Source organism: Pontimicrobium sp. IMCC45349 (assembly GCF_047219225.1).
Classification (GTDB): domain Bacteria; phylum Bacteroidota; class Bacteroidia; order Flavobacteriales; family Flavobacteriaceae; genus IMCC45349.
In genome coordinates, this window is the sequence record NZ_CP178208.1 from 1,591,398 (window position 1) to 1,612,698 (window position 21,301).

18 protein-coding genes are annotated in these 21,301 nt (G+C 30.3%); 10 read left to right on the top strand and 8 right to left on the bottom strand.

What is annotated here, in order from left to right; genetic code table 11:
* Positions 1 to 8: 8 nt before the first annotated feature.
* A complete protein-coding gene (locus tag ACLII3_RS07470; protein ID WP_412987729.1) occupies positions 9 to 2,471 on the top strand; it encodes a protein-disulfide reductase DsbD family protein in 2,463 nt (820 codons plus the stop codon).
* A gap of 80 nt (positions 2,472 to 2,551) precedes the next feature.
* A complete protein-coding gene (locus ACLII3_RS07475; RefSeq protein ID WP_412987730.1) occupies positions 2,552 to 3,142 on the top strand; it encodes a HupE/UreJ family protein in 591 nt (196 codons plus the stop codon).
* Here the strand turns inward: ACLII3_RS07475 and ACLII3_RS07480 are convergent.
* From ACLII3_RS07480 to ACLII3_RS07490, 3 genes are read right to left on the bottom strand one after another with little or no spacing between them, the layout of a single operon-like run.
* Positions 3,139 to 4,596 (bottom strand): glycosyltransferase, encoded by a 1,458-nt coding sequence (locus ACLII3_RS07480; RefSeq protein ID WP_412987732.1) that lies wholly within the window; start codon positions 4,594 to 4,596, stop codon positions 3,139 to 3,141. The two genes, ACLII3_RS07475 and ACLII3_RS07480, sit on opposite strands and share 4 nt — an antisense overlap.
* On the bottom strand, positions 4,593 to 6,812 hold the full coding sequence (locus tag ACLII3_RS07485; protein ID WP_412987733.1) for an efflux RND transporter permease subunit: 2,220 nt from the start codon (positions 6,810 to 6,812) through the stop codon (positions 4,593 to 4,595). The genes ACLII3_RS07480 and ACLII3_RS07485 overlap by 4 nt, the downstream gene beginning before the upstream one ends.
* A complete protein-coding gene (locus ACLII3_RS07490) occupies positions 6,805 to 7,860 on the bottom strand; it encodes a hypothetical protein (protein ID WP_412987735.1) in 1,056 nt (351 codons plus the stop codon). The genes ACLII3_RS07485 and ACLII3_RS07490 overlap by 8 nt, the downstream gene beginning before the upstream one ends.
* Positions 7,861 to 7,971: 111 nt before the next feature.
* On the opposite strand from ACLII3_RS07490, the gene ACLII3_RS07495 reads away from it, so the two are divergent.
* From ACLII3_RS07495 to ACLII3_RS07515, 5 genes are all read left to right on the top strand, one after another.
* Positions 7,972 to 9,825: a carbamoyltransferase gene (locus tag ACLII3_RS07495; protein ID WP_412987736.1), complete on the top strand. Its 1,854-nt coding sequence runs from the start codon at positions 7,972 to 7,974 to the stop codon at positions 9,823 to 9,825.
* A 24-nt stretch (positions 9,826 to 9,849) separates the two neighbouring features.
* Positions 9,850 to 9,999 carry a DUF5989 family protein gene (locus ACLII3_RS07500; protein WP_412987737.1) on the top strand — a complete coding sequence of 50 codons (150 nt, stop codon included), beginning with the start codon at positions 9,850 to 9,852 and terminating at the stop codon, positions 9,997 to 9,999.
* A gap of 4 nt (positions 10,000 to 10,003) precedes the next feature.
* Positions 10,004 to 10,369, top strand: coding sequence for a hypothetical protein (locus ACLII3_RS07505; protein ID WP_412987739.1), 366 nt, complete (start codon positions 10,004 to 10,006; stop codon positions 10,367 to 10,369).
* A 106-nt stretch (positions 10,370 to 10,475) separates the two neighbouring features.
* Positions 10,476 to 10,904 carry a deoxycytidylate deaminase gene (locus ACLII3_RS07510; protein WP_412987740.1) on the top strand — a complete coding sequence of 143 codons (429 nt, stop codon included), beginning with the start codon at positions 10,476 to 10,478 and terminating at the stop codon, positions 10,902 to 10,904.
* Positions 10,905 to 12,524, top strand: coding sequence for a S41 family peptidase (locus tag ACLII3_RS07515; protein WP_412987741.1), 1,620 nt, complete (start codon positions 10,905 to 10,907; stop codon positions 12,522 to 12,524).
* Here the strand turns inward: ACLII3_RS07515 and ACLII3_RS07520 are convergent.
* From ACLII3_RS07520 to ACLII3_RS07530, 3 genes are read right to left on the bottom strand one after another with little or no spacing between them, the layout of a single operon-like run.
* Positions 12,521 to 13,123 carry an FAD-dependent oxidoreductase gene (locus tag ACLII3_RS07520; protein ID WP_412987743.1) on the bottom strand — a complete coding sequence of 201 codons (603 nt, stop codon included), beginning with the start codon at positions 13,121 to 13,123 and terminating at the stop codon, positions 12,521 to 12,523. The two genes, ACLII3_RS07515 and ACLII3_RS07520, sit on opposite strands and share 4 nt — an antisense overlap.
* Complete coding sequence (locus tag ACLII3_RS07525) at positions 13,123 to 13,326, bottom strand: hypothetical protein (protein ID WP_412987745.1); 204 nt, start codon at positions 13,324 to 13,326, stop codon at positions 13,123 to 13,125. Before ACLII3_RS07525 ends, ACLII3_RS07520 begins: the two co-directional genes overlap by 1 nt.
* Before the next feature lies 1 nt (position 13,327).
* Positions 13,328 to 13,906 (bottom strand): MarC family protein, encoded by a 579-nt coding sequence (locus ACLII3_RS07530; protein WP_412987746.1) that lies wholly within the window; start codon positions 13,904 to 13,906, stop codon positions 13,328 to 13,330.
* A 119-nt stretch (positions 13,907 to 14,025) separates the two neighbouring features.
* Here ACLII3_RS07530 and ACLII3_RS07535 point away from each other — a divergent pair, with 119 nt between their 5' ends.
* The gene (locus ACLII3_RS07535; RefSeq protein WP_412987748.1) at positions 14,026 to 14,592 is read left to right on the top strand and encodes a DUF3109 family protein; all 567 of its coding nucleotides are present in this window, start codon (positions 14,026 to 14,028) and stop codon (positions 14,590 to 14,592) included.
* Between the two features lie 6 nt (positions 14,593 to 14,598).
* Here the strand turns inward: ACLII3_RS07535 and ACLII3_RS07540 are convergent, their stop codons facing one another.
* Together ACLII3_RS07540 and ACLII3_RS07545 are read right to left on the bottom strand one after the other, a co-directional pair.
* Positions 14,599 to 16,557 (bottom strand): tetratricopeptide repeat protein, encoded by a 1,959-nt coding sequence (locus ACLII3_RS07540; protein WP_412987750.1) that lies wholly within the window; start codon positions 16,555 to 16,557, stop codon positions 14,599 to 14,601.
* Entirely contained in the window at positions 16,557 to 17,291 is a 735-nt protein-coding gene (locus tag ACLII3_RS07545; RefSeq protein WP_412987752.1) for a LytR/AlgR family response regulator transcription factor, read from the bottom strand. The genes ACLII3_RS07540 and ACLII3_RS07545 overlap by 1 nt, the downstream gene beginning before the upstream one ends.
* 893 nt (positions 17,292 to 18,184) lie before the next feature.
* On the opposite strand from ACLII3_RS07545, the gene ACLII3_RS07550 reads away from it, so the two are divergent.
* A complete protein-coding gene (locus tag ACLII3_RS07550) occupies positions 18,185 to 19,459 on the top strand; it encodes a ribonucleotide-diphosphate reductase subunit beta (protein ID WP_412987753.1) in 1,275 nt (424 codons plus the stop codon).
* A 2-nt stretch (positions 19,460 to 19,461) separates the two neighbouring features.
* Positions 19,462 to 21,240, top strand: a complete 1,779-nt coding sequence (locus ACLII3_RS07555) for a ribonucleoside-diphosphate reductase subunit alpha (protein WP_412987755.1) — start codon at positions 19,462 to 19,464, stop codon at positions 21,238 to 21,240.
* The last annotated feature ends 61 nt before the right edge of the window (positions 21,241 to 21,301 follow it).

A 21,301-nucleotide genomic window follows, 5' to 3' on the forward strand; every position in this document is an offset into this window, starting at 1 on the left:
TACTACTAATGAAAAAATTACTTGTATTAATAGCATTATTATTAAGTGTTACAACTTATTCTCAAATTTTAGAGCCTGTAAAGTGGGAATTCCAATCAGAGAAAATAAGTGACACAGAATTTGAATTATCATTTATTGCTAATATAGATGAGCATTGGGCAATTTATTCGCAAACCGTTGACGAAGGAGGGCCATTGCCTACAACATTTGAATTTAAGGCTAACGATAGCTTTGATCGTATTGGAGATGTTGTTGAAGATGAAAAAAATAAAATTACAAAGCACGACCCAGTGTTTGATATGGTTGTTTCAAAGTTTTACAATAAAGCCATATTTACTCAAAAAGTTAATGTTACAGATTTAGATACGCCAATTACAGGTGTATTAACTTTTATGACTTGTGATGATGAGCGTTGTTTAGCTCCTACAGATGTACCATTTGAATTTGATTTAGCTGCTCCTACAGACAATAGTTTTGGAGAATCTCAAATTCTTGAACCAGTTAAATGGCATATGTCTACTAATAAGTTAAATGACTCTGAATATGAAATAGTTTTTAATGCTAAAATGGATAATAAATGGGGAATTTATTCTCGATTTGTTGAAGAAGGAGGTCCATTACCAACACTTTTTATTTTTGATGAGAGTAACGATTATGAACTAGTAGGTGAAGTAGTTGAAGGTGATTTAAATAAAGTAACTAAGCATGATCCTGTATTTGACATGACAGTTACTAAGTTTTATAATGAAGCTGTGTTTACTCAAAAGATTAAGGTTAAATCGGATAATTTTGATGTTAAAGGAAATTTAGAATACATGACTTGCGATGACAAGCAGTGTATTTTCCTTCCAGACAACCCATTTGAGTTTAATTATACAAAAGAAAATGGTTTAATAATTTCAGGTCAAGATACCTCAACACCAGTTAATATTGATAATAAAAGTATTAATAATGCGCTTTATGGTATGTCGCCAGAAGAGTTAACAAAATCAACACTTAAATGTGAAAATGAGGTAAGCTCATTAGCTGCTGATGTAAAAGAAAGTGGAAAATCGCTTTGGAGCATTTTTGGGCTAGGATTTTTAGGAGGTTTATTAGCTTTATTAACACCTTGTGTATTTCCAATGATACCTTTAACAGTTAGTTTCTTTACAAAGAAAAGTGATGATGGATCTAACTCTAGCAAAGGTATTTCTAAAGCACTACTTTATGGTTTCTTTATATTAGCAGTATACTTAATTTTAAGTGTCCCTTTTCACTTATTAGACTCGGTAAATCCAGATATATTAAATGAAATATCAACGAACGTATGGTTAAATGTAATTTTCTTTATCATATTTATATTTTTCGCATTCTCTTTCTTTGGATATTACGAATTAACACTTCCTGCAAGTTGGACAAATAAAACAACTCAAGGAGAAAGTGTTGGTGGTATATTAGGAATATTTTTCATGGCATTAACATTAGCAATTGTGTCATTCTCATGTACAGGACCAATTTTAGGATCATTATTAGCTGGTTCGCTTTCTGCCGATGGTGGTGCGTGGCAATTAACTGCAGGAATGGGAGGATTTGGAGTAGCTCTTGGGCTACCATTTGCACTTTTTGCAATGTTTCCTAATATGATGAATTCATTACCAAAATCTGGTGGATGGTTAAATACGACTAAAGTAATTTTAGGGTTTTTAGAATTGGCATTAGCATTTAAGTTTTTATCAAATGCAGATTTAGTTAAGCATTGGGGAATTTTAAAAATTGAAGTATTCTTAGGATTATGGATAATTATTTTTGCTGGATTGGCATTATACCTATTAGGTAAAATTAAGTTTCCTCATGATTCGCCAATTAAGAAGTTATCATTTTTTAGAATTTCTTCGGGAATTTTAGTAGCAGCTTTTGTTATATATCTAGCATCTGGATTTAGAGTAAATAAAGAAACTAATACTTTCACATCATTAACGCTTTTAAGCGGATTAGCACCACCTGTAGGTTATAGTTTTATTTATCCTAAAGAATGTCCTAATAATTTAGATTGCTTTAAAGATTTAAAGGAAGGAGTGGCTTATGCTAAGAAAGTAAATAAACCAATTATGTTAGATTTTACTGGTTATGCTTGTGTTAACTGTAGAAAAATGGAAGAGCATGTTTGGCCAGAAGGGAAGATTAAAGATTACTTAAATGATGACTATGTACTAATTTCACTTTATGTAGATGATAAAAAAGAGTTGCCAGAAGATCAACAGGTTGAGGTAGAGCGTATTAATGGGGGCACGCGTGTATTAGAAAATTATGGTCATAAATGGGCACATTTTCAAACGCAATTTTTCCAATCTAACTCGCAACCATATTATGTACTGTTAAGTCCAGACGGAAAAGAAATTTTAAATAAACCAGTAGGTTATACACCAGATGTAGAAGATTATGAAGCATTTCTACAATGTGGATTGGATGTAGCAAACGACACAAAATAAATATTAAGGAGTAGCGAAAGTTACTCCTTTTTTTATCACAAAAATTTAGTAGTTTTGGATAACCTCAAATCTTAAGAACTATGTTAGATAACTTTCTAAAATACCTAGAATTAGGTGTTAATCATATTATTAGTCTTAATAGCTATGACCATCTTTTATTTTTAATCATTATTGCTGTTCCTTATCTTTTTAAAGACTGGAAAAGATTATTATTACTTGTAACAACCTTTACAATTGGACATACTATAACTTTAATTTTAGGTGTCTATAATATAATTTCTATTAATAGTAATTTAGTTGAGTTACTAATACCATTTACAATTTTGGTTATGGCAATTTATAATGTGTTTACTGCCGGAAAAACTGCTAAACAACATAATGCTACTATTTTATTTATAGGAACGTTATTTTTTGGATTGATACATGGATTAGGTTTTGCTAATGATTTCTTAGCTGTTATAGGTAGAACCGAAAGTAAAATTGTTCCGTTGTTAGAATTTGCTTTAGGTATAGAAGTAGGACAACTAATAGTTGTATTTGTTATTCTGTTTTTTGGCTTTTTAGGGCAAACTATTTTTAGATTTTCAAGACGTGATTGGGTTATGGTAACTTCAGCTATTGTTATAGGAGTAATGTTACCATTAATAATACATAGTAAACTCTGGTCTTAAAACCTAAATACATATTTAGGCATAAACACTTTTAAAGAATAGCCAAGGCTAATTATAAATCCGTAATTAGCCATGAAAAAATCTTGGTAGTAACAACCAAGAGCAAATGCTCCAACTCCAAAACTTAATACCATGAGCTCTAAAACAGTAATGTTATGTTCTTTTTTAAAGGCATAATCTTTAGGTTTGGTTTTTGTAGTGGTAACTAAATTAAATTTTGGAGTACGTACAAACTCCGATACTTTTCCTAAATAACCTTCTATTACACCAATAACCATATATAAAGATATACTTACACTAAGTGCTAAAAACACATAAAAGTTTGGAATAAATAGCAGTGCTTCTTTCCATTTAGACTTGGCAACCATAAGGTGTCCAAATAAGAATAAAAGTGTAATACATATAGTTACAAACAAGCTAATAAATGGAATCACGTTTATGTTACTAAACATAATATAACCTTGTTTTGCTAGCCAAAATACAATGGGACTTGTAAGTACTAGAAAAAACACAATTATAAAAATGGATGAGTTTAATAAGTGTATGGTTCCAGCTAATTTAGCCCAAAAATTAGCGTTTGATTTCCATAACATTTTAGTGTTCTTTTTTACACATTCAGCGGCACCTTTTGACCATCTAAACTGTTGCGTTTTATACGCATCTATAGTTACTGGTAATTCGGCTGGGGACTCTACATCAAAAAGGTAATTAAATTTCCAACCTTTTGTTTGGGCTCTAAAGCTTAAATCTAAATCTTCAGTTAATGTATCTGCATGCCAACCGCCAGCATCTTCTATACAAGATTTTCGCCATATGCCTGCAGTACCATTAAAATTAATAAAAGCACCACTAGATATTCTACCTAGATGTTCCACCGAAAAATGTGTGTTAAGCATTATTGCTTGAGCTCTAGTAATGAATGAAAACTTCTCGTTAATATGTGCCCAACGTGTTTGAACAACACCAATTTTATCGGTATTGAAGTAAGGAATAGCACGCATTAAAAATTCGGAATCTGGAATAAAATCTGCATCAAAAATGGCTATAAATTCACCTTTACAAAATTGCATACCATAATCTAAAGCACCTGCTTTGTAACCTGTTCTGTTTTTTCGTTGAACATGTATAATATCAATACCTTCTTTCGTGTAAAAATCAACTTTGTTTTTTATTAACGTTGAGGTTTCATCATTCGAATCGTCTAAAACTTGTATTTCTAACTTATCTTTTGGATAATTTAATTTGCTTACAGCATCAATTAAGCGTTCTATTACATATTTTTCATTATAAACAGGTAGTTGCACAGTTACCTTAGGAAACTCGGTTAAAGCAAGATGTTTATTTTTCTTTTTAGCTTTTAGAGCAAATATTAATAGTACAGTTTCTACTAAAACATATAGAAATAGTAAAATGTTTAAAAGCATCCAGAAGTAAAAAATAAGTTGTCCTATCATTTATTAGATTTATTAATTCCCCAAATTAATAATGCAGGCATAAAAAACATATCAGAAATAAATGCAAATATTAAACTTGCACTTACAATAATACCAAAAGAAAATAAGAAATGATAACTAGAAACGCTAAGTGCTAAAAAAGAAACACTTAATACTATTGATGTAACAAATAATGGCAAGCTATTACTTTTTAAACTGTTAATTAAAGTAGTAGTGTTTTGACCTTTTATTTTCGTTGATTTGTAATAATGACCCAATATGTAAATAGAGTCGTCTAGTGCAACACCTAGTAATATGGTCAATATAAAAACCGAGCCTGGATTTAAGTCTATATTTAAAAGAGACATCATTAACACACCAAATAAAAGAGGTAATAGGTTAGCGATTAATGTGGTAAATCCTATCCAAATAGATTTGAATAGAAGTCCAGAAAATATTCCAATTAAAATAATGCCTATTACTAAAGCAATGAGTACAAATTTTGTAAGATTGAATACGTTTTGATCAAACAAATATGCTTTTCCGTTAACATATATTTCTAGCGAATCGCTTTTGTGTTTTGCTAAAAATTGTTCTAAATCCTTGTTTAAAGCTAAGGCTTCATGAGTTCCAATATCTGGTAAGCTGCCAACAACTCTGGTTGTTTTACTGTCTTTAGAAATGACACTCATAACACCTAAAGTTTCTTCTTTTTGTTTTAGGTTATTAATAAAGCTTTTGGTTAGCTTTTTAGGGATAACAAACCCATTAGGATTGCCTCTTTTTTTAAAGCGTTGGTAACGTTTAGTAATGGTGTTTATGCTAAAAGTAGATTTGCATCCATACTTATTTATTAAGTAATTTTCTATGGAGTCAATAACTTTAATATTAGCTTCATTTAATATGTCATTATTAGAGTTAAGTACGACTTCAATATCACGTATACCTTGAAAGTGCGTATCGTAAAAAGTACAAGCTCTATTTATGGCTAAAGCTGTGTTATCTTTTTCGTAATAATGCATGTTTATTTTTGAAGTATAGGCTATAAATACTATTAATAAAATAGAGAAAGCACTAAAAATAAAGATTACTTTTTTATAGTTTAAACTTACAATGTCAACACATTTAGATATTATAATTTCAACCTTTTGATATCTGTTATTTAGTTTTTTACTAGTAGTATTATTTAAAAAAATAGGCAGTATAAATCTTGATGAAAAATAGGCGAAAATAATTCCAATTGTTGCAATAACAGCAAGGTCTGTTATTTGTGAAATACCACCATTAAAATAGAAGATAATAAACCCAATTAAGTTGGATGCCGAAGTGAGTATTAATGGCATCCCAATAACCTTAAATAGTTTTTTATTAATGTCCTTTAATGAAAGATTTTTAGTGTTTAATTGATCGTAATGATAAATAATATGAGTAATATCTGTAAATGATAGGATGGTAATAATACTTGGAATTGCAGAAGTAAATGTGGTAATTTCTATGTGTAACAAATACATACACAGTAAAGTAACGCATACATTAAAACCTGAGAATAGAATTGTAAGCGCAATACGTTTAAAACTAGGGAGCAATATGGTAATACTAACTAGCATTAATATGCAACCAAGCAAAGTCATCCATAACGTTTCTTTTTCCAAGATTTCATTGCCTTCAGCTTCAAAAACTGGTGCGCCTAAAATATGAAAGTTGTCAAAAGGCGCTTTTCGTAATGTTGCTTTTATATCATTAATAGTTTGTGAAGTATTCAAATTATCCTCATCTAAAAACACATAAAAACTTAGTGCAGTATTGTCTTCTGATAAAAACTTAATACCAATATCACGATAAGCATTAAGTTTATTGAATTTTTTTTGAAATTTTGATTCACTACTTAAAGGAAGAAAGTGCGACTCCACTACAAATAAGCCTTCTTGTCTTGGAATTTTAATGTTTTCAATACTTACAACTTTTTCAACACCTTTAATAGAATCGATACGTTTGGTTAACTTTTGAACTTCTAAAAAATCTTGATAGGTAGCAAAAGTGTCTTTTTTTTCTAAGCCTATAGTAATGCCATCTTTATCGACACTAAAAGCGTTAGTATATTCTAAATATTGTTGTTTTTCAGCGTTTGTACTAAAGGTTAATGGATCTGTATTAAAGTTATATGTTAAGTTGTTTGAACTCCAAATCCCGAGTCCAATACACAATACAATAACTATGAATACTAATTTTTTAATCACTTGTTAAATATGGTTTAAGAGCTAAGCTAATTTTTGAAGCTATATATTCATGACCTTTAGTGTTAGGATGATTATCGTTAGGGTAATTTATGTGATTTTTGTTTGAAAATTTAAAACCTACTTCAGCAAATTCAATATCACTTTCCATTAATAATTTCTTTAATGCTAGACTATTTTCGTTAGTGTCTAGTAAAGCTACTATAAAATTTACATTAGCATTTTTACAAAGGAGGTTCATTTCACTCATAATTTTGTGACTAATACCAACAATGTCTTTTTGACTATCTATAATTTCATCTTGCTTGGTCTGAAGCCAATTAATTAATGCAAATGTTTCTCTACCCTTCCAATCATTATACATATGCTCCCAACCTTGAAAGGCTATGTCCATATTGGTATTTAACACATAAGGATAATTAGCTTTTAGCATCATTGTTTTTGCAGTTTCAAGCGAACGATTAAATCCTATTTTTAAAGCTCTCTTATAGGAGTTTGTAAGTGCATTTCTGTTAAAATGATCTACCGAAAAATTTAAAACAACAATGTTAGGTTTAATAGTGTCTTTTAAAATTTCTCTTAATTGAAAATACGATTGTGTAGTACCATAGCCAATTACAGCATGGTTTGAAAACTTAGCGTTAGGATATTGTTTTTGCAATAACGACACAAAATGTTCATTGTCATTTACACCATAACCATAAGTAAAAGAACATCCTAAAACAGATACATTATTTTTAATTGAATCTAATTTATCTTGATAAGCAACTTTACGTTGTTTATTAGTTTTGTGTGTAGTTGTAAAATGTAGCTTTTTATTTAGTGTAATATTATAGGTTCCTGGGTTAAGTGTAATTGCCAACGAGTCATTACCAATAAAAGCATTTTCTGGAGAAATTTTAATATGATAATCGTCTTGAATATATGGTTTAGCTCCTATAACTCTTAATGCTAATTCTAAGCAAATAGGTGTTAAGGCTATTAAGTAAATATACCATAATACTGTTTTGCGTTTTATTCTAAAAAATGATCTTTTAGAAGACTGTTTCATTAATAACTAGTTGTACTTTTTTGATAGAAATGTTAATATACATATTCTCGGTTACTTTATCTATTGTTAAAAAATATATATTTACTACTCTATTAAGTCACAATCAATTTTATGAGTAAAATTCTTGGAATTTCAGCATTCTATCATGATTCTGCTGCTGCGTTAATAATCGATAATAAGGTTATTGCTGCTGCTCAAGAAGAACGTTTTAATAGAGTTAAGCACTACTCAGAGTTTCCTTCTAAAGCGATTAAATATTGTTTAAAAGAAGGTAATCTAGACCTGACAGATTTAGATGCAATCGTTTTTTACGATAAGCCTTTTTTAAAGTTTGAACGTTTACTAGATACCTATTACGCCTTTGCTCCAAAAGGGTTGCGGTCTTTTTTAAAAGCAATGCCATTATGGTTGCATAAAAAATTGTTCTTAAAAAAAACAATCCGACAAGAATTAAAAGCTTTAGGTTTCAAAGACACAAAAAACATAAAGCTATTATTTTCAGAGCATCATTTATCTCATGCGGCAAGTGCATTTTATTCGTCTCCTTATAACCATGCCGCAATACTAACTATTGATGGTGTAGGAGAGTGGGCAACAGCTACTATTGGTATAGGGGAAAATGAGTCTGTTAAAGTATTAAAGGAATTACAGTTCCCACATTCGGTAGGGCTTTTATATAGTGCGTTTACTTACTTTTTAGGCTTTAAGGTTAATTCTGGTGAATATAAGTTAATGGGATTAGCACCTTATGGAAACCCAAACGATTCGCAAACGCTAGCTTTTGAAAACTTAATTTTAGAACATTTAGTAAAGATTTACGATGATGGTTCTATTTGGTTGAATCAAGATTATTTTAGTTATGCCAATACCTTAAGAATGGTGCCTGATAAAAAATGGGAAATCCTTTTTGGATTTGCTAAAAGGACTGAAGGTGAGCAAATACTTCAAGAGCATTGTAATTTAGCTTACGCCATTCAAAAAATTACAGAAGAGATTGTATTAAAATTAGCTGTGGAAGCCAAACGAATTACAAAAAGTGATAACTTGTGTATGGCTGGAGGTGTTGTATTAAACTGTGTTGCAAACGGAAAATTAGAAGCGGCTAATATTTTTAAAAACATATGGATTCAACCAGCTTCTGGAGATGCTGGAGGTGCGTTAGGTGCTGCTCAAGTAATTAACCATATGTATTTTAAAAACAAAAGGCTTGCTGATGCTAAACCATTTAATCCTTATTTAGGACCTCGTTTTTCTAACTTCGAAGTTCAACAAGTAAATAAAAAGTACAAAGCAGTTTACAAGCATTTATCTCAAGATGAATTGATTGAGCTTATAGCAGGTGAACTATCAAAAGGAAAAGTAATTGGTTGGTTTCAAGATAGCATGGAATTTGGTCCAAGAGCTTTAGGGAATAGAAGTATTTTAGCAGACCCAACATTTCCAGAAACTCAAAAAAATCTTAATCTAAAAATAAAAAAGCGTGAAGCATTTAGGCCATTTGCTCCTGCGGTTTTGTTAGAAGATGTTTCAACGTATTTTGCTAGCAGTTCAAGCTCGCCTTATATGTTAAAGGTAACGACATTAAATAAGTCTTTACAGAAGAATTTACCATCTAATTATTTTGAACAACATCTTCTAGATCGCTTATATGTTAATAGAAGTAAATTTCAAGCTATAACACATGTAGATTTTTCTGCACGCGTACAAACCGTTTCCAAAAATGACAATAAGAAATTTTGGAAGTTACTTACTAAGTTTAAAGCTATAACTAGTTACGGAGTTTTAGCAAATACTAGCTTTAATGTGAGAGGAGAACCTATTGTATGTTCTCCAGAAGATGCGTATTTATGTTTTATGAATACAGATATGGACTATTTGGTAATACAAGATTATATTTATAAAAAAGAGGCACAAATACATTGGAAAGAAAGTATGAATATACCTAATGAATTTCAATTAGATTAGTGTAAATTTATAGAAGTATTAAAAATGGAATTTTTAAAAGACATAACACAATTTTTAAAAGAAAGAAAAAAGTATTGGCTAGCACCAGTTATTATATTTCTAGTCTGTCTTTCTGTATTATTCATTATTGGTAGTTCAAGTGCTTTAGCACCATTTATCTATAGCTTATTTTAGTTTTATGAAGCAAATAGATTCGCCATATAAAACTATTATCGGTCTGCTACTAGGCTTAACGATGCTTTATGTTTTTAAAGGCTATAAAATACTCCCTTATGTTGTGTTAAGTCTAGGGTTTTTATCTTTAGCAATCCCAAAGTTAACGGTCTTAATAAACCGTTTTATGAGTAATGTATTAAGTTTTTTAGGCAAATTTATTTCAACAATACTTTTAACAAGTTTATATTATTTGTTTTTGTGTCCATTAGCTTTCTTTTCTAAAGTTTTAGGTGGTAAGGATCCATTAAAACTAAAGAAACCTAAAAGCTCTAATTTTACAAGTGTTAATAAGGTGTTTGAGAAGGAATCTTTCGAAAAACTTTGGTAAATAGTGAAAGTTATCATAAATCTACCTATCATCAGTTGTAATTAAAATACGAAGCACCTATATTCGTTATTAGAGAAATAATACTGTAATCTTTAATATAGATTCAATGCCAGAACAAAAACAACTAAAATACGATAAAGCATATTTAAGAATTGCTGAAGAATGGGGTAAATTATCATATTGTAAGCGTAAACAAGTTGGTGCAATTATTGTTAAAGATAGAATGATAATTTCCGATGGTTATAATGGCACTCCAACTGGCTTTGAAAATTTTTGCGAAGATGAAGAGGGTTACACTAAATGGTACGTATTACATGCCGAAGCTAATGCCATATTAAAAGTAGCTGCATCTACACAATCAAGTAAAGGAGCGACGTTATATATAACATTGTCGCCTTGTAAAGATTGTAGTAAGCTTATTCATCAAGCAGGTATTGTAAGAGTCGTATTTAAGAAATCATATCGTGACGACTCTGGAATTAAATTTTTGGAAAAAGCAGGTATTGATGTAGCACATATTCCAGATTTAGACTAAATGAACATAGAGAAAAAATATTTACCACTTATTATTGGAGTAGCAATAGCTGCAGGAATATTTATTGGAGGTAAGTTAAATTTCTCCGACAGTAGCGACAGACTTTTTACTACAAATTCAAAAAAAGACAAACTTAATAAGTTAATAGACTACATAGATTTAGAATATGTAGATGATGTTAATACAGATAGTATTGTTGACGTTACTGTAAATAAGATATTAGATAATTTAGATCCTCATTCAACATACATTCCTAAACAAGAAATGGAAGATGCTACTCGCTCTTTAGAAGGGAATTTTGTTGGTATTGGTGTTAGTTTTTATACTTATAAAGATACAGTTACTGTTATTAGACCATTAGAAGGAGGTCCAAGCTTAAAAGCAGGAATTAAAGGAGGTGATAGAATTGTAATGGCAGATGGCGATTCTATTTATGGAAAGCAATGGACAAATGAAAGAATTATCAAAAAGCTTAAAGGGGAAAAAGGCTCAAAAGTGAAACTAAAAATTTTTAGAAGGGGAGAGTCAGAACTATTAGACTTTAAAGTTAAACGAGCTGATGTTCCTATAAAAAGTGTTGATGCTTCTTATATGTTAACCAATGACATTGGTTATATAAAAATTAACCGTTTTGCAGAATCTACTTATGATGAGTTTAAAGAAGGTTTAGATGATTTGAAAGACAATGGTGCTAATAGCTTGGTGCTAGATTTAAGAGATAACCCTGGAGGCATTTTAAGTGTAACAAAGTTAATTGCTGATGAATTTTTAGAAAAAGATAAGCTTATTCTATTTACAAAGAATAAAAGTGGAAACATCGAAAAAACATTTGCTTCAGGTAAGGGGAGTTTTGAAGATGGACATGTATTTGTTTTAATTAATGAAAACTCAGCTTCAGCAAGCGAGATTATTGCAGGTGCTTTACAAGATAACGATAAAGGAACCATTGTTGGACGACGTTCGTTTGGTAAAGGCTTAGTACAACGAGAAATGGACTTAGGTGATGGTAGTGCAGTAAGGTTAACAATTTCTAGATATTATACACCAACAGGACGTTCAATTCAACGTTCATACGGAAATGGAAACAAGGCATACTATCATGATTACTATAAAAGGGTAGATAACGGAGAATTATCTAATGAGACAAAAATAGAAGTAGCAGATTCCTTAAAGTTTACTACACCTAAAGGAAAAGTGGTTTATGGAGGAGGAGGTATTATTCCAGATGTATTTGTGCCTATTGACAAAAAAATGGAAAATGATAGACTAGAGCGCATTGTAGAAAGCGGAATTATGGATTATTTTGTTTTTGAAAGTTTAGATAAAGACCGAAGTGCGTTTAAAGATATGTCAAAGTCTAACTTTATTAACACCTATAGCGTTACTGATGACGAAGTAACCGAATTTGAAGCCTATTTAGAGCTTAGAACAGGATATGAGTTTTCCTTTTCTAGCTATAAAGAGGAAATGAAATTATTTCTTAAAGCAACATTAGCTGAGCAACTTTTTGGAAACGAAGCTTCGACTCAAATAATTAATAGTAATGATATAATGATAGAGAAAGTTTTAGATATAGTAGAAAAAAATAATGCTACATTAACTGCAGCATCATTAAATTAAACTTTATCGTGTACTTTGGAGTGTTTACCGTCGTTCCAAAGTGTTAATATATCTGTTGCAACTTGCGAACCACTACCACAGGCAATTGCAAATTGACTTCTCCAACCAGCTAAAGAGCCAGCTACATAAAGATTTTTTTCAATTAGATGGTTGTCATTTTTTAACCAAATTCTATTTTTTTCTAAAGCAGCTCTAGGATGAGGTTCTACATATTGTTCAAGCCCTTTAATATTGAATAAGTTAGTGTAGCCTACAGCTATTACAACTATTTTAGATGAGTACGAAGCTTTGTTAGTTGTAATAATGTAATGCGTTTCTTTTTTCTCGATTTCACAAACTTTTTCCTTGTCAATTTGTGATACATGAGGGTATAAATCAGCTAGCTGTTTTTTACCACTTTCTAATATAGAAGCGCCAGTTGTGCCAGGAGATAAACCAAGTACATTATTAAATAACGCGTTTTGTAAATGTGATGTTTTTTGATGCGTAATTATTGCAATATTTTTATCTAAAGCATATTCTTTTTTATGCGCAGATCCTAAAATTAAAGCGCAAGACATACCAGCTGCTCCACCACCAATAATAAGTGCATCAAACATTAACGTCTTCTTTTTACTGTGTGTTCAATTTTTTTTGAAACCCTTAAAATGGTTAACATTAATATGGCGCAAAGACCTGCTAAAATGGTAATAACAGCAACCATACTATCGCCTTCTAAAGGGTTTTGATAATCAACTTTTGTTAGGTTAAATATTACAAATCCAAGGGCAATAATGCTTAATATATACGTAATGGCTTTCATATTATAATAATACTTTTATGTTACTAGTAAATAATTTAACAGCGATGGCTAATAGTACTACACCAAATACTTTTCTAATAATACTAATTCCGTTTTTACCAATTAAACGCTCAATTCTAGCTGAGGTTTTTAAAACTAAATAAATAACTAGAACATTAATAATTACTGCAACAATAATGTTTTCTGTTCTAAATTCAGCTTTAAGTGATAAAAGCGTAGTTAAACTTCCAGGTCCAGCAATTAATGGAAAGGCTAATGGGAATACAGAAGCTGTTAAAGCAGTATTTTCATCTTCTTTATATAGTGTGATGCCTAGAATCATTTCTAAAGCAATGAAAAACAATATAAACGCACCAGCTACAGCAAATGAGTTTACGTCAATACCAATAAGACCTAAAATACGATCACCTAAAAATAAAAAGATAATCATAATAACTCCAGCAATGATAGATGCCTTTTCACTTTGGATATGCCCAACCTTTTTTCTTAAATCTATAATTATGGGAATATTACCAACAATATCAATTACAGCAAACAATACCATAAAAGCTGTAAAGATTTCTTTAAAATTAAACTCCATACCTGATTTATTAGTGTTTTAAATTTTCTGCAAAGTTCGGTTTTTAAACTATATGTACAACATTAATTTATAGTAAAGTTTAATGATTAATTATTTCTATTAAGCATTATATTTGCAGCATGTTTCAATTAGGTAAAACCATCGTTTCAGAAGATATTATAGAAAAGGACTTTGTCTGTAATTTAAATGCATGTAAAGGTGCGTGTTGTATTGATGGAGATGCCGGAGCTCCACTAGTTAAAGAAGAAACCGAAATTCTAGAAGAGATTTATCCTATCGTGAAGTCTTATTTGCGACCAGAAGGTATTAAAGCTATTGAAGAACAAGGAACTTTTATAACAACCGAAGAAGGCGAATTGGAAACACCTTTAATTGATGGTGCAGATTGTGCATATGTAATTTTTGATGAGCATAATACAGCGCTTTGTGCTATAGAAGAAGCTTATAATCAAGGAGAAGTAAAATGGAAAAAGCCAGTGTCTTGCCATTTGTATCCTGTAAGAGTTAAAGATTATTCAGAGTTTTCGGCAGTAAATTATCATCATTGGCATATTTGCGATGATGCTTGTGAGTTAGGTAAGGAGTTACAAGTACCAGTTTACAAGTTTGTAAAAGAAGCATTGATTAGAAAATTTGGAGAAGATTGGTATGCTGAACTTGAAAAAGTAGCTGAAACTTATAAGTAGTAAGCATTAAACAAACTGAATAGGAATATTTACTACAACTTTAGTTCCTAGAGCGCTACCATTTTCATCTTTTAAATCCTCGATATGCATATTATACATGTCTTTATATTGCCTAGAGAAATTAAATAAACGCTCTCTAGTTATTGCAATACCAATAGATTTACGTTTTAGTGTTTTTTGTTGTTTAATTTTTTCGGAAGTTTCACGACCAACACCATTATCTGTTATGGATATAGAAACAAATCTGTTGTCCATTTTTTCTATATCTAGAGTGATTTTTTTATCATTTTTTTTGGTAGAAAGCCCATGCCAAAGTGCATTTTCAAGAAAAGGCTGAAGTACTAGCGAAGGGACTTTTATGTTGTCTACATTTACGTTCTCATCAATATTAATACTAAAATCTATTTCGTTAGAAAATCGAATATTCTCTATGTTCATATAGAGTTCCATAGTGTCTAACTCATCTGATAAGCTAATGTTTTTCTCATTAGAGGCAACCAATATTTTTCTTATAAGTTTAGCGAACTTATTTAGGTAATAAACAGCATTTTCTTTCTCGTTGTTTATAATATATAATTTAATGGAATTCAAGGAGTTGAATATAAAATGAGGGTTCATTTGTATACGCAACATATCTTGCTCAAGTGTTAAGATTTTTTTGTCTTGTTTTACTTGATTATGTCGGTTAAATACAATTAAAATAATGAAGAATAAAATAAGTACTAATAACCCAAACAATAAAGCAAGTTGGTTTCGTTGTAGTTGTGATTTCACTTCTTCATTTTCAGATGCAAGCGCCTCAATAGTGTTGTTTTTTGCATCACTTTCATATTTTATAAGTAGGTCATTTATATAATTTAGGTTACGTTGATTATTGATGGTGTTTTCAATAGAGTCAGCAATTTTTGTATTGTTTAAGGCGTCTTTATAATTATTATTTTTAATACTAAGATTGGAAAGATGTCTGTAAGCTTCAATTTGAGAAGACTTAAACTTGTATTCTTGGGCAACTTCTAATGCTTTTGTAAGGTTGAGTTTGGCTTGCTGTAAATTATTTATTTCCAAATTTAACCAACCTAAATTAAGGTAAGATGAGGTGATATAAATTTGATCTTTTATTATTAGCGCTTTTTCTAAAGCCTTTTCAATAATATTTTTAGCTTCCTCGTATTTTTTTTGTTTAATAAATACCTTACCTATGCTGTTAAAACAAATTACTTTGCCAACTTCAGAGTTTATGGCATTGTTGTAAGTTAAAGATTTTTGATAATCAACTAAAGCTTCTTCTAGGAGTCCTTTTGCTTCTTTTGCAAACCCAATATTTTGATGATTTATTGCTAAACCTAACTTATTATTCGCTTCTTTTTCAATTTTTATAGATTCATTAAACTGCTTTAATGCTAAATCATATTGCTTTAAAACTAGGTAGATGTTTCCCATACTATTTTGAGAAACGGCAATGCTATATTTTAAGGCAGCATCTTTATTTTCAACAGAATTTGCTAAAGTAAGAGCTTGTGAGTGGTAATCTAACGCAGAACTTACTAAATCCATTCTACGATACACTACACCAAGCATGTTTAAGCTTGAAACTTTAAGATTAACATTATTTGATAATATAGCTAAAGAATCGGCTTTTTTGTGATGCTCAATAGCTTTATCGTAAAATGATTTATTTCTGTAAATAGCACCAAGAGCATTGTAAGCATAACTTTCACCTTCTAAGTAGTTGTTAGTTTTAGATTCTTTTATTAAACGTTGCATTTTTAAAGAATCTCTTTTAAAATGTTTGAAGATAGAATCTATGTCACCATAGTTTTTATACTCATTAGAAATTGCTATATCTAATGAGTTTTTAAAATCATGATTAGTGTCTTGGGCATAACTTGTATTAGTATTTGCAAAGAACAGTAAGCATAGTAAAATGCAATGTTTACAAAACTGTATTAAAGTTTGACTTGCCATTATAGTTTTTCTAAAAAGCTAGATTTACGTTGTCTTGCAACTGGGATTTTATGTTGAGAATCCATCACAACATATCCTTCAGATTTTAAATATTCTTTAATACGATTAAGGTTAACTATAAAGGAATTATGAATTCTAAAAAAGCTTACCTCAGGAAGTATGGTATTAATGTCTTTTAGTTTTTTTGTAACAACTAGTTTTTGATTATTGTCTAAAAAAATAGTGCTGTAGTTTCCGTCAGATTCAACAAAAAGTATTTCCTCAGTGTTTAAGAAAATAATTTTCCCATCCGCATTAAGTGTTACTTTTTTGCTTGCAGGATTAGCATTGAATTTAGCTAAAAGGTTTTCAATAGTATTGGCATTAGCTAATCGCGAATTAAACTTTTTGACCTTTTTAATTGTGCTACTTAAATCGTCTGAATCTACAGGCTTCAATAGGTAGTCAATAGCTTCATGTTTTAGTGCTTTTATAGCATATTCGTCATAAGCAGTGGTGATAATTACAGCAAAATTTTTATTGGTTAGTTTCTCTAAAAATTGAAACCCATCCATAGTTGGCATTTGTATATCCAAAAACAAACAATCAGGAGTATTGGTTTTTAAAAACTCAAGTGCTGTTTCAGGATCAGTAAAGGTTTTTACTATTTTAATATCCTTACTAAAGTTAGTGAGTTCCCAAGATAACCCTTGAATAGCTTTTGGCTCATCATCAACTATAACTGCGTTTATCATATTTTAAATTTAAGCAGAGTGTTTTTTTATACCTTATTTGTTTGTATGGTTGGTTACTATTTATGTATAGTCTGTATATTATGTAAATCTACATAATAATTGTGTATTACTCGTATTGCCATTTATACATAAATCACAACCAACTATACATTCTATTAAATCTTTAATTATTATTTATTAGATATTTACTCTATTATTCTAAAAGGGTTACAATAATAAAGTGTATCGACTTTGTTATGCGTGTTTTTTGTTAGAATAGAATTAGGAGGAGTCTTAATTTTATCATTAAAAACACAAAGAATAAAACTATTATTGTTTTTATTAAAAAATAGTTTTAGTTAGTTTAGTTAATTATTGAAAAAGCGAGAGTTAAGCTCTCGCTTTTTTATTTATGATACTTTATTGCTTGAAATTTGTAAGAAAAAACACAAGAAAAAACGTGAGCATTAACCAATAAAATACATTCGTTTTTTTTATTAGATAAATCTGTACAAAAACAAAATCCCTTGAGGCCAATAAAATTCAGTAGTGAGATTACATTTCAACAATCCATGTTAAAAACTTTGTTGAGTTTTAATTAAACAACACTTTCATTTTAGTCCTCTTTTTTAAATCTTTGTTAAAGTCAAAATAGAACAATTAGATGTTCTTGGAAAGTTTCGATTTAATCAATCGAAATACAAAGATTAAGATTTAAATCAAGTTACATATATATTAAAAACAAGCCTATTTGATAGCATTTTTAAGCTATTGAATGTGTTGAGGCTCTAGGATAACTTTTTATAAAAATAAACTGTTAAACTTTGTTAAACAAAATGCAAAACTTGAATAGATATATAAAGAAATAGTTCAAAAAATCTATTTCATATTTAATAAGACTTTATTGTGATAAAATGGGGATAACACAAATTATTAAACGCGATTACGGAAAAAGTGAATTTATTTTAAATAAAATCACCAATGCTATTGAAAGAGCAATGATATCTGTAAACTCTGGTACAAGACAAGATGCCGAAAGAATTTCTTTAAATGTGTACAATACACTTTTAGAAACTAAAAAGAAAGAACCACTTTATATTCCAACGGTTGAGCAGGTGCAAGATCTTGTTGAGGATAAATTAATGGACAGCAAGTTTCATAATGTTGCTAAAGCATATATTTTATATAGAGATGAACAATCCAGAAAACGTAAAACAAATATTTTTGAAAAGCGTTTAAATTTAAAACCATATGAGTATCCAAATTTATATGAATATGTAAATGCTATTAGACACTCGTATTGGATTCATACAGAGTTTAACTTTACAAGTGATATCCAAGATTTTAAAACAAGCTTAAATGATGTAGAAAGAAACGCCATTAAAAATACCATGTTGGCAATTTCTCAAATTGAAGTTGCTGTAAAAACATTTTGGGGAGATGTATATCATAAGATGCCAAAACCTGAAATAGGATCAGTTGGAGCAACATTTGCAGAAAGTGAAGTTCGTCATCATGATGCTTATTCACACTTATTAGAAATACTAGGTTTAAATAACGAGTTTAAAAGCTTGAAGAAAAAACCAGTAATTATGAGACGTGTAAACTATCTGGAAACAGCAGTAAAAAACGTTAAGAGTGAAGACAATAAAGAGTTTGCAGAGTCTATCTTATTATTCTCACTATTTATTGAACACGTGTCTTTATTCTCACAGTTCTTGATTATTATGGCGTTTAATAAGCATAAAAATGTATTAAAAGGAATCTCTAATGTGGTTGAGGCTACTTCTAAAGAAGAACAAATACATGGAGATTTTGGAATTGATGTAATAAAAATTATAAAAGACGAAAACCCAGAGTGGTTTGACGATGCACATATTCAATTAACACGCGATTTATGTAAGAGCGCTTATGAAGCTGAAAGTAAAATTGTAGACTGGATTTTTGAAGATGGAGAATTAGATTTCTTACCAAAAGCAGTTGTTAATGAATTTATCAAAAACAGATTTAACCAATCATTAGAAAGTATTGGTATTGAAAAAGTATTCGATATCGATGAAAAACTTGTTGCTGAAACCGAATGGTTTGACGACGAGATTATTGGAACAAAACACGGAGATTTCTTTGTAAAAAGATCTATAGCATACACCAAAAGAAGTAAAAGTATAACTCACGAAGACCTATTTTAATTATGGAGAACAAAATAGCAACTAACCAAGCCCCAAAGACATCGGAAAAAGACCTACTAGTTCAAGCAAGAAAAGCAGCTTTACAAACTGAAACTTCTGAGCAACCAGAAATTAAATGGTTAACAGAAAATAGTCGTAAGTTTTTAGAGTCTGGTTATTTAACAGAAGGTGTAACACCAGAAGGACGTATTAGAGAGATTGCAGAAAACGCTGAAAAAATCTTGAAGATTGATGGATATGCAGATAAGTTTTACAACTATATGGCAGAAGGATATTTTTCATTAGCTTCTCCAGTATGGTCAAACTTTGGTAAGCAAAGAGGATTACCTATTAGTTGTTTTGGATCACATATTGCTGATGACATGGGAGATATTTTATTCTCACAATCAGAAGTAGGAATGATGTCAAAACTTGGTGGTGGAACTTCTGGATATTTCGGAAAACTACGTCATAGAGGTGCTCCTGTAAAAAATAACGGAAAGTCTTCTGGTTCTGTACACATCATGCAATTATTTGAAAAAATGGTAGATGTTGTAAGTCAAGGATCTGTACGTAGAGGACGTTTTTCACCATACTTACCAATTGATCATCCAGATGTAAAAGAGTTTTTAGAAATAGGAACTGAAGGAAACCCAATTCAAGAGTTAACACATGGTGTAACAGTGAGTAACAAGTGGATGGAAGAAATGCGTGATGGTGATGTAGAAAAGCGTAGTATTTGGGCAAAAGTATTACAGTCTCGTTCTGAAATTGGATATCCATATATCTTATTCAGAGACAATGCTAATAATAATGCAGCAGATGTTTACCAAGACAAAAAGATGGAGATTTATGCAAGTAACTTGTGTACAGAAATCATGTTACCATCTAACGACGATTGGTCTTTTGTTTGTTGTTTATCATCTATTAACTTATTACACTACGATAAGTGGAAAGATACAGATGCAGTAGAAACGCTAACATACTTCTTAGATGCTGTAATGGAAGAGTTTATTACAAAGTTAGAAGTATATAGAGACTCTACAGATCGTGACGATATGCTAACGTTTAAGTTCATGGAAAAGGCTTATAACTTTGCTAAAGAAAACAGAGCATTAGGTTTAGGAGCTTTAGGATGGCACTCGTTATTACAATCAAAAATGTTATCGTTTGATAGTCAAGAAGCATTTAACTTAAACTATGAAATCTTTAAGACAATTAAAGACAAGTCTTATAAAGCATCAGAAGAGTTAGCAAAATTATATGGAGAGCCAAAAGTATTAGAAGGTTATGGACGTAGAAACACTACCTTAAATGCTATTGCACCAACAACATCTTCAGCATTTATTTTAGGACAAGTATCCCAAGGTATTGAGCCAATTTGGTCTAACATTTATGTAAAAGATATTGCTAAGATTAAAACAACAATTAAAAACTCTTTCTTAGAGCAATTACTAGAAGAAAAAGGGGAAAATACTACTGAAGTATGGCGTAGTATTAGAGATATGGATGGATCTGTACAACATTTAGAGTTCTTAACAGAGCACGAAAAGAATGTATTTAAAACCTATCCAGAAATTGACCAATTAGATGTTGTATATCAAGCGGCAAGCAGACAAGCACATATAGATCAAGGACAATCTATTAATGTGATGGTGCATCCAGATATGCCAACAAAAGATTTAAATAACATATACATGACTGCTTGGAAAATGGGCGTAAAGTCTATGTATTACCAACACAGTATGAATGCTGCTCAAAAATTCAAACAGAAAAAAGAGTGTACTAGCTGTGAAGGATAAACCAAACATTAGGTAAAAAGTATCCTAATTTTAAATTAAGTGTTATAAAAAACCATCTCGA

Bases quoted from the DNA above. Each gene is read 5' to 3' on its own strand.
- ACLII3_RS07470 (WP_412987729.1), top strand. From the start codon at position 9: ATGAAAAAATTACTTGTATTAATAGCATTATTATTAAGTGTTACAACT.
- ACLII3_RS07475 (WP_412987730.1), top strand. From the start codon at position 2,552: ATGTTAGATAACTTTCTAAAATACCTAGAATTAGGTGTTAATCATATT.
- ACLII3_RS07480 (WP_412987732.1), bottom strand. From the start codon at position 4,596: ATGATAGGACAACTTATTTTTTACTTCTGGATGCTTTTAAACATTTTA.
- ACLII3_RS07490 (WP_412987735.1), bottom strand. From the start codon at position 7,860: ATGAAACAGTCTTCTAAAAGATCATTTTTTAGAATAAAACGCAAAACA.
- ACLII3_RS07495 (WP_412987736.1), top strand. From the start codon at position 7,972: ATGAGTAAAATTCTTGGAATTTCAGCATTCTATCATGATTCTGCTGCT.
- ACLII3_RS07500 (WP_412987737.1), top strand. From the start codon at position 9,850: ATGGAATTTTTAAAAGACATAACACAATTTTTAAAAGAAAGAAAAAAG.
- ACLII3_RS07505 (WP_412987739.1), top strand. From the start codon at position 10,004: ATGAAGCAAATAGATTCGCCATATAAAACTATTATCGGTCTGCTACTA.
- ACLII3_RS07510 (WP_412987740.1), top strand. From the start codon at position 10,476: ATGCCAGAACAAAAACAACTAAAATACGATAAAGCATATTTAAGAATT.
- ACLII3_RS07515 (WP_412987741.1), top strand. From the start codon at position 10,905: ATGAACATAGAGAAAAAATATTTACCACTTATTATTGGAGTAGCAATA.
- ACLII3_RS07520 (WP_412987743.1), bottom strand. From the start codon at position 13,123: ATGTTTGATGCACTTATTATTGGTGGTGGAGCAGCTGGTATGTCTTGC.
- ACLII3_RS07525 (WP_412987745.1), bottom strand. From the start codon at position 13,326: ATGAAAGCCATTACGTATATATTAAGCATTATTGCCCTTGGATTTGTA.
- ACLII3_RS07530 (WP_412987746.1), bottom strand. From the start codon at position 13,906: ATGGAGTTTAATTTTAAAGAAATCTTTACAGCTTTTATGGTATTGTTT.
- ACLII3_RS07535 (WP_412987748.1), top strand. From the start codon at position 14,026: ATGTTTCAATTAGGTAAAACCATCGTTTCAGAAGATATTATAGAAAAG.
- ACLII3_RS07540 (WP_412987750.1), bottom strand. From the start codon at position 16,557: ATGGCAAGTCAAACTTTAATACAGTTTTGTAAACATTGCATTTTACTA.
- ACLII3_RS07545 (WP_412987752.1), bottom strand. From the start codon at position 17,291: ATGATAAACGCAGTTATAGTTGATGATGAGCCAAAAGCTATTCAAGGG.
- ACLII3_RS07550 (WP_412987753.1), top strand. From the start codon at position 18,185: ATGGGGATAACACAAATTATTAAACGCGATTACGGAAAAAGTGAATTT.
- ACLII3_RS07555 (WP_412987755.1), top strand. From the start codon at position 19,462: ATGGAGAACAAAATAGCAACTAACCAAGCCCCAAAGACATCGGAAAAA.